This is a genomic window from Gracilibacillus sp. YIM 98692 (genome assembly GCF_010993965.1).
GTDB lineage: Bacteria > Bacillota > Bacilli > Bacillales > Amphibacillaceae > Gracilibacillus.
Genome location: NZ_WIXM01000025.1, coordinates 43,257 through 57,401 on the forward strand (window position 1 = coordinate 43,257; position 14,145 = coordinate 57,401).

The following is a 14,145-nucleotide window of genomic DNA, read 5'->3' on the forward strand; positions in this document are numbered from 1 at the left end:
AATTATAGAGAATCGTCTTATAAATTGGATAGGTGAATCCATCTTTACGTGAAAATAATTTTCAATGTATGGGCTGAAGTATAAAGGGTTTAGGATTACTAACTCTTTTCAGCCCTTGTAATGAACCTCTTATAACGAAAAAATTCTGTTTTACTTATAATGTGATTAGGAGAACTTAAAAATGAGGGGGAATTAAAACCTTACTGTAAGGAATAGGGTATAAAATGTAAACAAGGATAAATCTATGTATATCAAAGGATATTGAATGATGGAAACCAAAATGTTTACAAAATTCAAATAAAATGTAAACACTACTTTTTCCATTGACTAGTGTGATTCAAGTTGCTTTTTCTCACTAAAATGTTTACAAAAATATAATTTTTAATAAAAACTAAGTAAAAATTGTTTACAAAAATAATTATAATTCCATAGATAGTCCATGTACATAGCGACTAAGCATGTTTACAAAATGAAAAAAGGATACTTATAACTGTCTATATGCAATACCTCTTTCGTATGATACCCCATAGCCCTAAAAAAAAATAAATTCTACAATAATATAAGTGCTTAAAAAATGTAAACAAATTCAAGACAAGACGAATTGGAACTAGATTAAAGTTTATAGAACGTTAGAGAAAACTAATAATAGATATAATAAACAACATCACAATATGTGTAACAAATATAAAGTTTTGAATAGTTGCTCGTTATACCCATTGTTATATAAATAATTATGAATTTATAACAATTACCCTTGAGAAAAGGGGAAAATTGTTTAAACGGTTTTAAATTATGAAAGTTCAAAAAAAACAAGTATAGAGTGAGTAGGCAGAATCGTGGATCTGAATACGTAACTCTATACAGGCAACAAACTCGAGCTGGAGGGAGTTTTCAGATATGGATGAATTTTTTATTTATGAGAAGTATTTAACAGATAAACAAATTGCTATATTAAAAGATTTACTAGAATATCGAGTAATGACTACTAACATGTTAAGGGAAAGATTTTTCAATGGGAAAGGGAGATATGTAGAACAAGTATTAATGGGATTGAGAAAGGATGGCTTCATAAAAACAGATACACTTAGACGAAGCAGGAAGGGAATAAAAGGATATCCTGTACATCAGATAACAGAAAAAGGGAGAGACGCTATCCAACGATATATACCTAGAGATGATGAATTGCAGCACATAGGGTTGCAAAAAGTAAAAGAACACCAGATGCCACAAATACTGTTAGCAAACGAAGTGTTTTTTGAGTATAAGAGAGTAGGATGGGTAATATGGGATTCAAGAATCGTGAAAAAGAAATATAAATTAGATTATCGGTATCATATACAAGGAATGGTCATATCAAAAGAAGGAAAACGTTATGCTATCTACGCCTTTGATCGGGGACTAAATGAAAATGTAGTTGGTAAGGTACAAAAAGAAGTGATCCAACAAGATAAAGCAAACGGAATTCACAACAATATATTTTTGTTCAAAGGGATAGAAAGTTATGGAAAATTTATTGACTATGGATTACGAAAAGTTGAAACTAGAAATAGTGAAGGATATGAGCTTAGACCTCCACTACAGACCGTTGGAGAGATCATAATTGAACCATATACACTACACATGCAAAAGTTGACAAAAGGGATAAGTAAACAAGACTGGTTTCAAAGGTTATGTGATTTTTTTGATATTAAGATAACTCAAAACAAACTTCATAAGAAACGTCAAGCTTTTGAAACGATAGGGGAATATCAGGGTCAAGAATTTTTTGTTGTGGATCTAACAGATGGAGATATAAACAAATACCATTCGATAAAAGCATACTCTCAATCAGAGCAATCATGGAATAATAATCGAATGATAATGGTATTTATGTTACCTATGGAAACCGATATGTATATATCGTTAGATGAATTACCTTATGTAAAGATCATGGATATTACTGGCGATCAATTTCCAACAATTATTGACATGTGAATTTTTGAGCAATGTTATCTGTTAAACATAGTCCTTTAATATGAAACAGTAATGTGTTAGAAAAATTCACAAGTGTAAAGCAAAACCATATTGAGAAAATGTATTGATTCAAAAATAGTACTAATAATTAGAATGAAGAAACATCGAACGATAGAACCTTACGTGTGAGTCCTTTGTGCGGATGGCAAAAAATCAGCCTTTTGGGCTCCATCCGCACAGACAGCGTACCATGACCGATCACTTCTAAGCTTCAGTGGTCGGGACCCTGCACCCAGCTACCGAAAGCTATGAAGTGGCACGTCAGTCAAGGGCAAGCAGCTATGCTATGGCTTTATTAAGCAATAACTAACAAGTGAATCTAGATCCCACCACTCTTACCACGACCGCAAACAAAGTCAAGGGTGGCGAGGTTTTCACCTTATATTTTAGGTGGTTATTTCATTGCTCAAGTAGATCAAAAAGATGACAATCGTGTTATTATTCGTTGTCATTAAGCTTATCTATAACAACATGTACACAAAGATAAACGGTGCTTCATTTCAATGTTTTATTGCTGATACTGTAGATAAAGGCAGTTTACTTGAATAAGCTTATGATCAAAAGACTACCTTCAATATACAACAATTATACATTTGCTGTATATTGAAGGTCTTTTTATATTCAAAAAATATACTGCCATTTTATACATGAATTAAATGCCAAATACAGTCCAAGAAGTGATAAAGTAGAACATTTAAATGTTATTAACTAAAAATCCTAATATTATGAGCTGCCCCCCAAAAGTTAGACCTAAAATCTAACTTTTGGGGTCACCATATTACCCGTTAGGATTATTTTTTTGATTGGGTGTCATATATGATAACTTTTTACGTCTATTAACTGAAATATGAAACCGGAGGAAACTTTAATGTCAAAAAAAATTACTATTTCCAAATGGTTTAGTCAATATGGTAATGATGTATATCGCTTCTTAGTTTACTATACTGGAAATTCAGATGTAGAAGATTTAGTACAAGATGTTTTTATAAAAGCTTTAAAAAATTTACATACCTATAAACATGATTCAAGTCCTAAAACTTGGCTGTTCGTTATTGCAAGAAATTTGGCGATTGATGAGTTAAGAAGCAAAAAAAAGAATATATGGAAAAAGTATGTTGCAATAGATGATGTTGATAAGATATTATCATCTAACGAACAAAATCCTGAAGAGGTATTTCTAAATAATCAGAACGAAAAAGAACTATATGATGTTATCCAGTTATTAAATAAAAATTACAGGGCTGTAATCATATTGAGAGGGGTTAATCAGTTATCCGTTGAAGAAACAGCTTCTGTTTTAGATTGGACAAAGGACAAAGTTAGAACCACTTATTACAGGGCGTTAAAATCACTACGAAAACAATGGAGGGATAACCATGGAGGAAAAGGATGACTTAAAGCATATAGAGCAAAAAATAGAAAGATATTCAAAAATAAGTATGAGTGATAAGGACTTTAAGAACATACATCAAAAACTAATGAATGCTGCTAATCGTTATGATGAAAAAGAAAGAAAAGGTATATTTATGAAAAAAATAGGTATCGGTTTTAGTAGTGTTATAGCATTTCTATTAATATTAATTTTGGTACTTTCAATAAATGATTTTACAAGTACAGACGAATATATAAGTCAAGGTAGCAAAGGAAGTGATTCTGGAGAATTATCGGAAAAATCGGGTGTAGAAGGTAATAAAAGTAAGGACACGGGTGAAATGAGTATTGAAGAAATTAAAGAAAGAGCTATAACGGAAGTTTTAGAAAAATACTCTAATAAATCTAGAAAAGATGTAAAAGCAAGAATTGGCAACATAATAGAGATAGATGATAAAAAGGATATCGTCCTATTTGAAGGAGAAATATCTAAAGATGAAGATGGGATAATTTCTTTTACACCAATGGAAGAGCAATTGGTAGATAGAACTCTTGTAGGAAAAAAGGTATTAACTATTGGTAATAATTCATTATTTTACTCTGACCCTTTAAAAGGTGGTCTTTATAAGGTTATAGTGTTAGACAATTGAAAATAAATTTTTGCATTGAGCTTAATTTTAAGAAGGTGGGCTTACAGCCTTGAAAGTACGGAATGTGCTAAGTTGAAATAAGTAGTTGAATTTTTTTATAGTATTGGTATAAATGATGTTAGATAAATAATACAAATTTATTTTGAATAGTAATTGCGAAGATGTTTTTTAAATTCTTAGGAAGGAGCAATAGACCTAAATGAAAAAAATCAAGGTTGTTAGTGTTGGAGATGGGCTTGGTATTCAACTTCCACAGGAGATAATTGAAAAATTAAGTGTCAAAGCGGGATCTTACCTCTATTTGAATGAAACACATAACGAAATAAATATTTCTATGAAAAAAAAGCCAACATTAGAAGAGCTTTTAGAAAGAGTAACGGAAGAAAATCAACATGATCCAGTCGATTGGGATTGATAAATAAGTTAAGGGAGATCCTGACAGGACTCAAAAAACATCATCCGAGAATAAGTAATTATTAAAGAATAAGGGATCATCTTTTGATGGTCTTTTTTTACCCCTTCGAATGAGACATAAATATATTTAGGCTCATTCATTTTTTATTTGTTAAACTATATATGTGAAGAAATGAACTTAAACTAACGTGGCAGGTTACTTGAAGAAGGGTAGGTGAAAAATAGAACTATCATAAAAGCAATAAACGATTTAAAAATTAGAGGGATGATTATATGGAGTCTAAAAAAATTTTACAAATGTTAGACAATTATGCGTCAGAGTTTGAGTTTCCTGTATTAGATAATTATAACTTCGATTTGGCACAATGCAGACTTACTGTATTCAAGAAACAAGAAGAATGGTTAATTATCATAGAAATGGTAGGGGCTAGAAATGATGCCATAGAAAATGTCATTTATGCCTATGGTAACTGTATAAAACAAAACGGCATTATTATCAGTGTAGATAATTTGGTTTCTTTAGATAATGATGAGTGGTGGTACGATGATGATGGAAAATTGGTGTTAAATCCATTGCATTTAAAGTTAAATATTCAACAAGAACAAATGAAGATTTCTCCCACAAAAGAGGATTATAAAAAATATGGTATAGAAATGGAGCCTTTCAGCTTAACAAAACTAATTCGCTTCCTAAGTGCACAATACAGTGAAAAATTATGGCTGTCCACTCAGGAACTGTTAATGGAAGTAGGCATGCAAAACAAAATGCCAATGTTTTTTGAAATAAATGAGTGGGAACATCCAGACATTAGCCAAAGTCAGATGCCAAGTGATTCCCCTTTTTTTCAACAATTATCCAATGCTATTGAAAATAATGATACCTCTTACATAAAGCTGAATAAGCCTAATACTCATTGGCCTAATTGGACTTGGTGTGATTTAGATACGTAGGAAGAAATAACCGAGAGATAAATTGGTGCCCTTTGTTCAACAAAACCAGCTAATAGAAGCGTTTCTTATTGCATTAACGGGTAGCAAGAGTTGAATATGCAAATATGAATTGTTAAGGCTGAACTTTCTAAATTAGAGTTATGTTGCAGAAGTAAAATCAAAGTATTTTAGGATGGGTGATTGATGAAAAAGTTAATAAGTTTTTCCCTAATTACTGTCATATCAGTAGCACTGATTTATTGGCTTGGTTTTTCAGATTTTGAACTTGGAAAATACGATAATTTTCAAGAAGCTATTGAAAAAGGTATTCCTTATAGAGTAAATGATATAATCCACACTGAACAATATGATAATGTAACCATTGTAATGTACACAACAGAACCTAACAAAGAAGATTTCCCCTTTGCAGATTGGGAAGCTCTTGCAGTAGCTTTCTTCATAGGTAGTGACGAAAAAGGATGGAAAAATATTGGTCATCATGGATGGGACCACTACGAGAATGACAACATGACAATTTACAGTGAGTCTCTTCGTGAACATGACAATGACGGCAATAAGCTTCACGAATTTTATGTGGTGTTCGGTGAAGTAAATAATGGCGAAATCATAAAAGTGGAAACTAAAGCTAAAGAAGAAGAAAAATTTGAAGAAGCTAAAATTATCACGGCAAAAGGAAAACGTTATTATTTTAAAATTGGTAGAGAAATGATTGTTAGAGGATTATCTAAAAGTGGTGAAGTTATTGACAGACAAGGTGGATAATAAAATAATTGTGAAAAATTGTACTTAAAGTAAAGGGTAGCATTTCTACAATAAGATAGATACGCATCAGCGTATCTAAACAAGTAAAATAAAGTATTAAAAGCCTGGATACTCCAAGCTCTTAATACGGATAAAAGTCCTCGGTCTTTTTTGACATCCTATTATTTAAGATCCTTTACGTTAGTTTTCCTTGCAAATTCCATTTTTATAGTGAGGTCATCGAGATAATCGATAGCGCGAAGCTTTTCGGTTCCAACATATATATTTTCTATCTCTTCTACTTTAGAAAAAGTCAATTGATACGTATGCTTTCTATCTTCCAATCGTTTCGGAGGGGTATCGTTTTTATATCTTTTTCCGGTTTCGTTTTCTACCATACCGAATTAGCTTGAAAATAATTTAAATCACCTTGAATTTTATAGGTAACGTTACTTTATCTCTTTTCTTTTTTACGTCATGTACTAAAATTGTTCCACTTTCGCCCTGGGACAGTGTAAAACTCTTTCCTTCCCACTTTTTTTTCATTATCTTTGGTGTATGTTGATCAAACGGGCGTAAATAAGGCTGTACTGTTAGTGATTCTGGTACGGAGTCTAATGGCTCAAAATAATAGTTATCGATCATAAGGATTTTGTCGTTTTCTATCGTTTTTCCATGACCATCTCCTCCTAATGGTTGAAGAATGCGCCCTTCCTGATCGTTGACATGTAATCCTATATCAATCGGATTTTTGTGTTGTTTGATCTCTTCTTCGTTAACCGTGTATTGAATCGTTACCATTGTAGTGGTGGGATAAAACGTCACATTTTTATACTCAATTGAAAGGATGTCGGTTTTTTTGGTTTTATTTATAGCAAAAAGCTTACTTTCTCGAGATTACTCAAATAATTACTCGGTAAGCGAGACTTGGTTTTAGGAGATTGGATTAGATAAGCAAGATGTATATTTGAGCCATCATAAAGCTTTCGGTAATAAGGATGGTATGATCTTTTATTGTTAACTTTTTATTTACGGGAATGGTAAGCCCTTGTTTACTAGCTTTTACTTGACCAATATTCCCTGCCTTTTCGAAAATAGATTCCTTTGCCAGTACCTGAAGCGGAAACAAGAGAGAAAGCCAAAAAGCTATGATGCCGGTGATTATAATATATTTTCTTAAAAGCATGGGTGCCTCCTTTGAATGAATACTTTTTAAATAGCTTGCTCAGAAAAAGTGGCAAACATGTACTTATATTGCAAGTTAAAAACATCATCTGTCTTCGCAGCGATGTATACAACATATTGCGTCCTCTTAATTTGAAGATAATTACTCTATTCGTAATGTTCTCCATCTTATAATAAAAATTCTTAAAAAAGAAATAACAGACATGGTAACTTGTGCAAATAAAGGAGGCAACGGTTAGAGATCGAATTTTGATAAGCCCATTGAAAGGAGTATCACTTTAGTAAATGTTCTTAAGTGAGTGTCTTTATATGACATCTACAGAGATATTACTAGTGGATAAATATGTTACAATTTTCCATATGATATGTTAATATGAGCGTGCTGTATGGCAATGGCAGAAATGTCTATTAGGAAATATATATTATTGGAGGAATAAATAAATGGCATTAAAGAAAAGGGGTATATTTTCTATTGTTATATTATTTATATTGATATTCATGTCAATTACCATTATAAAACAACATAATAAATTAAATGAATTAGAAAATATTCACTCCCAATCTGAAGCAAGATTAATTAGTCACTTTAATGCTCAGCATATTAGTTATTTGTTTGGTGAAGTATTGGAGGAGCCAAGTAAACAAAATATAGAAACTCTTTATAATTCATTAAGTAATACAGAGTCTATAATTCGGGCTCTTATCGAGTTAAATAAGGAAGATATCACGATCTCTTTTGAAGGAGGTGGCTTCATGCGGTGAGAAGATGGATGGGTTAGACATGAAGCTACACCAGTTTATTTATATAATTTAATACCTGATGATGAGCAACCTGTAAACCTAAAAGATAAAGACAAAGAAAGAATTTTAGAAACGAAGGAAGCTTGGGATAAACTTATAAATAATAATCAAATAAACTTCAACATGAATCGTCGAATTAAAGATGCTAATCTATTGACAGAAACTTACCTCAGGTTGGTTAAAAGAATACATGAGTGAACAATTGAGGAAATCAGTTCTTTATTATTGAAGTAAGGTGCAGGATAACTCTGTAATCTATGTTTAACGTTTTTAGGAAAGAATAGGAATAATTATTTACTTAGGACGAATAATAAGATTAAGAATATACGTCTTGGTGGAGGGTTTTATTTATGGCGATTGCAGTGTTTTTCTTCGCTTCTTGGCTAGTTTGTGTGGCTTTTGCAGTTATGCAAAAAAAACTTTCGCTTGTAGAAAACACATTTGTTTACTTAATCATATTAATCGTAAGTATTAATTTTTTATGGATAATTATCGAAGAATTTAAATTAATAACGCTTACGAAAAATGGTGTTGATTATACTGCGTATATTCTCAACCGCAGTGTAATAATTCCCATGTTAATAATAATGCAGTTGAATCTAATTCAAAAAAGTAATAGTGTTGCTAAGTCGGCTGTAATCGTCATTGCTACTGTGGCAATAATGCTGGGGTTAAGTGTTCTCTCTACACAATTCAATATAACAACAAATATAAAATGGAACTTTGGGTACGATGTTATATACTTTTTAACGCTTCACCTCATTGGATATTATGTTTTCAAAACGTTTAGGAAAATAGCCTATCGTGAGGTGAAGAACACATGATGTTATATGAGAATTTCGATAAAAATGAGATATATATCTTATCAATGTTAATTATTGCATACGGAGCCTTTTTTCTTTTTCCTAAAAAACTACCTCGTGATGTTACATCAATGTTTTTGGTGTGGGGATTTGCCTATTCAACTTTTTTTGACTTCACGATTGGTGGAGGTTTACTTGATTTCTATAAAGTAAATGACTCAAATAAGTACGAGTTATTTGACCTTTTAACTTATTTTCCATTTGCTACGTTCAGTTATTTTTTTATTTATTTTTATGAAAGACTTAAAATTGATAAAAAGAAATTTTTATTTTATGTAATTGGATGGACTATAATTGGACTGGTCATGGAGAGGATATCAATATGGATGGAAGTAATCCATTATCAAAATGGTTATAAACAGTATTACTCCTTGATTGTTTTCCTGGTGGTTCAAACGGTTACAGGTCTTTATTATGAATTAATAAAGAGACAACATAAGTATTGACCTTTTTATCTTGATTGTTATTGCACTAAAGGGGGCGATTATTCAATAAGAATAGTCGCCTTTACTTTACTGTTCAATTAAGCAGTAAGATCAACACATCCGAGATAGATTAACGCCAATAAACTTACTTTTCATTAATGGGTGATTTTGTATTTAATGTATGAAAATGATACGAAATTTTTCTATTTATGAATAAGAAGGATAGGGGGTTAATTATGGACATATTGATGTTTGTAATAGTAACTATTACTCTAATCATCATAGCTATAATTACTTCTAATCACTATCTAAAAAAGGGATATAAGAAGAGAGCCCAATTGTATCCAGCGGATCTGGATTAGGTACTCTAGTTGGAGTGTTAGTTAAGGGGTCATTCCTTGAAACTTTAGTTGTTATTTTGTTTTTGATCATATTGTAATATTCTCAATTCATGATGATTACTCGGTCCTCAAAGTCATTCCAATCTATTAGAAGCAAGCTTAAAAAGTAATAAAGATTTTGTGTAAAAATCTCAAATTCGAGACTTCAACTAACGGGTGGCTTATTTGGAACAAGGTAAGGTGATATGTTTATGAATGAACCTAATATGAAAGAAGTCATTGAGATGTTGGAAAAGGTGCTTTCTGGTGATTTAAAGAGAGAAGAAATATCAGAATGGGCTGAATCATATGTTATGGCTGACGAACCAAAGGTTGATGACAAAAATGTTTGGGAAATGTTACAGATAATTAGTGGAATTGATATTTTAGATTCACCCAAAACCTATCTACATAACGAAGAAGACATAAAGGAATGGATTGAAAAAGCAAAAGATTTGTTGTGAAGCTAACGGGTGGCTCATGTTTAACAAGGTCAAAAGAAATTGGAGGATAACATGGTAATACCAAATGATTTGGACGGTGCGAGAGTAATCCAATACACTCGAAATATAAAAAATAATAAATTTGGAACAGTAGGGATTATAAACGATAAAAATGAAACAATAGGTGAATTGCCAATTACAGCTATGGCTATTTGCCAGTATGAAGGAAGTAAAGTGTATTACCTATTCTCTTGTGATTTGAATTGGGATGTTATTGGTGATTTTGATTGCTATTCTATAAAAGAAGCTATGGAGATAGCTAAGGATAGTTATAACGTGATACTTGAGGATTGGATAACTAAATAGCCTTATTGCATTAACGGGTGGCGTATCTGGAATAAGCAGATACGCTCTTTGCAGAAAGTTTGAAAAAGTTGAACTATATTATTGAGAATAACGTCTAATTTTATGGAGGTGTATGTATATGAAAAAAATAATGAGCATTATTTTACTTTTTGCAATCATATTATTAGCTGCTTGTTCTGGACAAGAAAAAGGGGAATTAACAAGAGTAGATGTTCAAAAGGTTGATAAAGAAGGAAATTACGAAGAAGTTGTAATGATAACAGATAATGAATCTATTGAGTTGTTAAAGAAAACATTCGAAGATATTAAATGGGATGATAAAGTGGTTAACATGGCTAGAAAAGCAGATGTAAAAGCGACATTGTTTTATGAGTATGATAAAAACATGCCTGAAAGATTGGTTGAATATGAAATTTGGTTTAATGAAAATACAGGTACAGCAGAAATTGTCAGTAATAATGAAAAAGAAGGCTATGGAGAATTAGACAAAGAAAATACAAATATTCTTAGAAAAAATTTACTAAAGTAACGGGGGGCGATTGTCCAATAAAGGCAATCGCTCTTGTGCTAAAAACGTAGTTGAAGAGAGAATATCAAATAACAAAAACCTGGGGGAATTCATTATCAAGATTAGGACTATATGTACAATTGTGGTTATTGTCTTATCAATTGGTTTAGTTGGTTGTGTAAATAAGGATATGGATGTTACATCTCCTCTAGTATTCTACGGAGAGAGTGATACTTGGACTGGAACATTATATGTAGAACAATCCCAAAATGATGGAGAGAATACATTTCAGGTGAACCAACTATCAAATCTGACTTATAAAGGTGATTTTGAAAAAATCAGTAAGAGACAAATAGATGAGGACAGTATTCCAGTTCACTCTTCTTTTGAAGGTGTTATGAGAAGTGGAGGTAATAGCAGTCAAATACAAGAAACCACTGGAAGGAATAAGTCTTCTAGTCATTCAGATGAATATGCAACAAAAGATGATGAGTTCAAAGTGGTTGTAGAATGGGACAACAAAAAAGAAACTTTTATAATGACCTTCAATGAGGAAAAGACTTCGAAGGCACAAAGACTTGATAAAGAGGAAGCTCTTAGATATTTTTATGAGCCGCAAAAGTGACCTAGTATGATTTCATTGTTTCACTAAAGGGTTCTTTCCTGAAATAAGGAGTTGTCGATCTATTTGGTAGCTCCTATTTAGATTGAATAGGCAGTTTATCCAAATTGATTAACTGAATTTTCTTACATGTTTTTCAATGAATAGATAACTAAAATTTAAAGAGGAGGGAATAGAATGATGATGAAAATATACATTGCTTTGTTATTTTTGTTCGTTTTAATTTTAACAGCTTGTAGTTCAGAGAAGACTTTAAAAGATTGGGAAATAGAAATACAAGATAGACCAATAAATATAGCTTATGTAGGTGTAAAACCAAATCTCAACGAAGATGGAGTTACTTTTATTTCTTACTCAGATGGTGGAGACTATGAAGCTCTATGGATTGATGGTTCAGAATTCGAAAATTTCACTTCTAAGGAAGCAATAGCTGATATCAAAGAAATACTTAATGAAGGTAAGGTTGTAGTATTTTTAACCAAAGAAAATGCGTTTGATACAATTGCTCCAGAACTAGGTATAAATGGTTATGAAGAATCTGATGGAGGAAGTGCTGTTCAGCATGGTTTTTATCTATGGGATGAAAATGGAGAAGTTCGTATCGGATTTGTGTTAGGAGATAAAGGTGAAAAATCGTGGACAATTTTTTTAGAAAATACTATACAGAAGAGTCGAAATATACATAAATAAACTACAATTTCTTATTACACTAACGGGAGCTTATCTTGAACTAGGATACAGCTCATATTGTGAGGGCAGGATAGTTCAAAAAGAGAGTGCATCTTGATGACTAAAAGGATTAGATTTACAATTTGTAAGGTAGGTAAATTATCCGTATAAAAGTAGGTAGGTTAATATGAAAAAGTTACATAATAGGCGTTTAATAAGAAAAAATGTTTTAAGTAATCGTAGAAAAAACAGAAGAGAAAATATTATCGCTAATGAAGCTACACAAAAAAAAGAGTTAGTATGGAGAAAAATGGAGATAAGATTTTCTTTGTTTGCATTAATTATTTCACTGCTAACGTTTTCTTGGACTTTATACCAAGATTATAAAAATAATCAAGAGGAAATAGTTATTAACTCATTTACCCCTACATTGGATACTAACGTGTCTTTTAATAAAATTGAACTTCCAAAAAGTCCATATATAGTAACAATGAGAATTGGTATCTTACTAACTAATACTAATGAAAAAACAGTAACATTAACTAACTATAGATTGGAGCAAATTGGGAAAACAGATCTCGATATAAATTTTGAATACCCAACTTTTTATTCCGGAATGGATCAAGGATTTAGTGATGAAAATGGTACTAGTCAAGACCTACCCTTTATTCTTAAAAAGGGAGAGAGCAAACTTGTATATATTAATACAGGAATATTAATCAATAATAATGTATTTGAAAAGATCAATGAGGTTTATAAGATAGAAAATGAGAAAGATATTCCAGAAAATATAGAATTAACCTATAGAGAATTATCATATTACTTAGTAAAAGCCCAAACTGATTTATATGGCAATAAAATAGAGGGTGATGCTTATAAAAGTGATGAGGGGGAAAAATCTTTTCATCATGTAATAGACATAGATAAAAGTGATTTTCCTATTTTTTCTATTACTTTTAAGTCTGTGAACGGTACATATTTCGAACATATTTTCTATGAATACAAACATGAGAATTTTTAAACTGTTTTTTCACCCTCTTTTCTAACAGGGGTCTTAATCCAAGGAAGATTGACAATTTTTGGTTGTACTTATAGAACTAAAGGGTGGCATTACCGCAACAATGGCAATGCTTTTTCTTTACGTAAAGGGCAGAATACTTTAATAAAAGGATTAAGAAAGAAGGGAGTAATTTGAAAAATTTAAAAGTCTGTTTAGATGATTTATGGGCAAATGTAATAGAGGAAATGAATATTGATGTTTTTAATCATAGTATTTCATTTACTACAAAGGCAATTGATAATGGAACGATTACAAATAACCAATTAACATTTGAAGAGGTATCATCATTTTACTTCGTCGAAGGCACTGGTGATGAAAGATTTAACTTATTAGAGCCAGAAGAGGATAGTTATTTAGAATTAACCTCAATTGACTACCATCCAAAAGGAGTGGGGTTAATTTCAGTTAAGTCAGAGACTGAAGAATGGGTAAAACAGTATATTTCTAATTCAAACTTTTCAATAGAAATTTGGAGTTCAATGTTATTTGTTGAAGCGAACCGAATAGTTATAAACGGGAAAACCTTTGATGTTGGACAACCACATTAGACTAAAACCTTATTAAATTAACGGGTGCGTATTTCCAATAAGCAGATACACTTTTTTACTAACGAGTGGCGTTAGTTTAACAAGCCGATATTATAAAAATGGAACTTCCATAAACTAGGAAGTTCCATTTTTATA

17 protein-coding genes and 1 pseudogene are annotated in these 14,145 nt (G+C 31.4%); 16 read left to right on the plus strand and 2 right to left on the minus strand.

All coding sequences use genetic code 11. The features are described from left to right. Nucleotides 1-897 precede the first annotated feature (897 nt). From GHD00_RS16345 to GHD00_RS16370, 6 genes are all read left to right on the plus strand, one after another. Nucleotides 898-1,974, plus strand: a complete 1,077-nt coding sequence (locus GHD00_RS16345) for a hypothetical protein (protein ID WP_163539230.1) — start codon at nt 898-900, stop codon at nt 1,972-1,974. A 907-nt stretch (nt 1,975-2,881) separates the two neighbouring features. Continuing rightward, on the plus strand, nt 2,882-3,406 hold the full coding sequence (locus tag GHD00_RS16350) for an RNA polymerase sigma factor (protein WP_163539231.1): 525 nt from the start codon (nt 2,882-2,884) through the stop codon (nt 3,404-3,406). After that, nucleotides 3,390-4,034: a hypothetical protein gene (locus tag GHD00_RS16355; RefSeq protein ID WP_163539232.1), complete on the plus strand. Its 645-nt coding sequence runs from the start codon at nt 3,390-3,392 to the stop codon at nt 4,032-4,034. The genes GHD00_RS16350 and GHD00_RS16355 overlap by 17 nt, the downstream gene beginning before the upstream one ends. 199 nt (nt 4,035-4,233) lie before the next feature. Further along, nucleotides 4,234-4,449: an AbrB/MazE/SpoVT family DNA-binding domain-containing protein gene (locus tag GHD00_RS16360; RefSeq protein WP_163539233.1), complete on the plus strand. Its 216-nt coding sequence runs from the start codon at nt 4,234-4,236 to the stop codon at nt 4,447-4,449. A 272-nt stretch (nt 4,450-4,721) separates the two neighbouring features. Beyond that, the gene (locus GHD00_RS16365; RefSeq protein ID WP_163539234.1) at nt 4,722-5,399 is read left to right on the plus strand and encodes a DUF7003 family protein; all 678 of its coding nucleotides are present in this window, start codon (nt 4,722-4,724) and stop codon (nt 5,397-5,399) included. A 183-nt stretch (nt 5,400-5,582) separates the two neighbouring features. Then, nucleotides 5,583-6,161, plus strand: coding sequence for a hypothetical protein (locus tag GHD00_RS16370; protein ID WP_163539235.1), 579 nt, complete (start codon nt 5,583-5,585; stop codon nt 6,159-6,161). Between the two features lie 399 nt (nt 6,162-6,560). Here the strand turns inward: GHD00_RS16370 and GHD00_RS16375 are convergent. Together GHD00_RS16375 and GHD00_RS16380 are read right to left on the minus strand one after the other, a co-directional pair. Continuing rightward, nucleotides 6,561-7,016 (minus strand): annotated as a pseudogene (locus GHD00_RS16375) (DUF5643 domain-containing protein); the annotation flags it as partial. A 70-nt stretch (nt 7,017-7,086) separates the two neighbouring features. Beyond that, nucleotides 7,087-7,326 carry a hypothetical protein gene (locus GHD00_RS16380; RefSeq protein ID WP_163539236.1) on the minus strand — a complete coding sequence of 80 codons (240 nt, stop codon included), beginning with the start codon at nt 7,324-7,326 and terminating at the stop codon, nt 7,087-7,089. Nucleotides 7,327-7,766: 440 nt separating this feature from the next. Here GHD00_RS16380 and GHD00_RS16385 point away from each other — a divergent pair, with 440 nt between their 5' ends. The 10 genes from GHD00_RS16385 (at nt 7,767) to GHD00_RS16430 (ending at nt 14,010) form a co-directional block, all read left to right on the plus strand. Then, the gene (locus GHD00_RS16385) at nt 7,767-8,087 is read left to right on the plus strand and encodes a hypothetical protein (protein WP_163539237.1); all 321 of its coding nucleotides are present in this window, start codon (nt 7,767-7,769) and stop codon (nt 8,085-8,087) included. A 389-nt stretch (nt 8,088-8,476) separates the two neighbouring features. After that, nucleotides 8,477-8,950, plus strand: coding sequence for a hypothetical protein (locus tag GHD00_RS16390; RefSeq protein ID WP_163539238.1), 474 nt, complete (start codon nt 8,477-8,479; stop codon nt 8,948-8,950). Further along, nucleotides 8,947-9,435 carry a hypothetical protein gene (locus GHD00_RS16395; protein ID WP_163539239.1) on the plus strand — a complete coding sequence of 163 codons (489 nt, stop codon included), beginning with the start codon at nt 8,947-8,949 and terminating at the stop codon, nt 9,433-9,435. Before GHD00_RS16390 ends, GHD00_RS16395 begins: the two co-directional genes overlap by 4 nt. A 571-nt stretch (nt 9,436-10,006) precedes the next feature. Next, a complete protein-coding gene (locus GHD00_RS16400) occupies nt 10,007-10,258 on the plus strand; it encodes a DNA-binding protein (RefSeq protein WP_163539240.1) in 252 nt (83 codons plus the stop codon). A 51-nt stretch (nt 10,259-10,309) separates the two neighbouring features. Further along, a complete protein-coding gene (locus GHD00_RS16405; protein ID WP_163539241.1) occupies nt 10,310-10,603 on the plus strand; it encodes a hypothetical protein in 294 nt (97 codons plus the stop codon). Nucleotides 10,604-10,721: 118 nt separating this feature from the next. Then, nucleotides 10,722-11,132 carry a hypothetical protein gene (locus tag GHD00_RS16410; RefSeq protein ID WP_163539242.1) on the plus strand — a complete coding sequence of 137 codons (411 nt, stop codon included), beginning with the start codon at nt 10,722-10,724 and terminating at the stop codon, nt 11,130-11,132. A gap of 10 nt (nt 11,133-11,142) precedes the next feature. Then, on the plus strand, nt 11,143-11,736 hold the full coding sequence (locus tag GHD00_RS16415) for a hypothetical protein (protein WP_163539243.1): 594 nt from the start codon (nt 11,143-11,145) through the stop codon (nt 11,734-11,736). A gap of 174 nt (nt 11,737-11,910) precedes the next feature. Continuing rightward, nucleotides 11,911-12,423 carry a hypothetical protein gene (locus GHD00_RS16420; RefSeq protein ID WP_163539244.1) on the plus strand — a complete coding sequence of 171 codons (513 nt, stop codon included), beginning with the start codon at nt 11,911-11,913 and terminating at the stop codon, nt 12,421-12,423. Between the two features lie 166 nt (nt 12,424-12,589). Further along, a complete protein-coding gene (locus tag GHD00_RS16425; protein ID WP_163539245.1) occupies nt 12,590-13,423 on the plus strand; it encodes a hypothetical protein in 834 nt (277 codons plus the stop codon). A 170-nt stretch (nt 13,424-13,593) separates the two neighbouring features. Further along, nucleotides 13,594-14,010 (plus strand): YxiG family protein, encoded by a 417-nt coding sequence (locus GHD00_RS16430; RefSeq protein WP_163539246.1) that lies wholly within the window; start codon nt 13,594-13,596, stop codon nt 14,008-14,010. Nucleotides 14,011-14,145 lie beyond the last annotated feature (135 nt).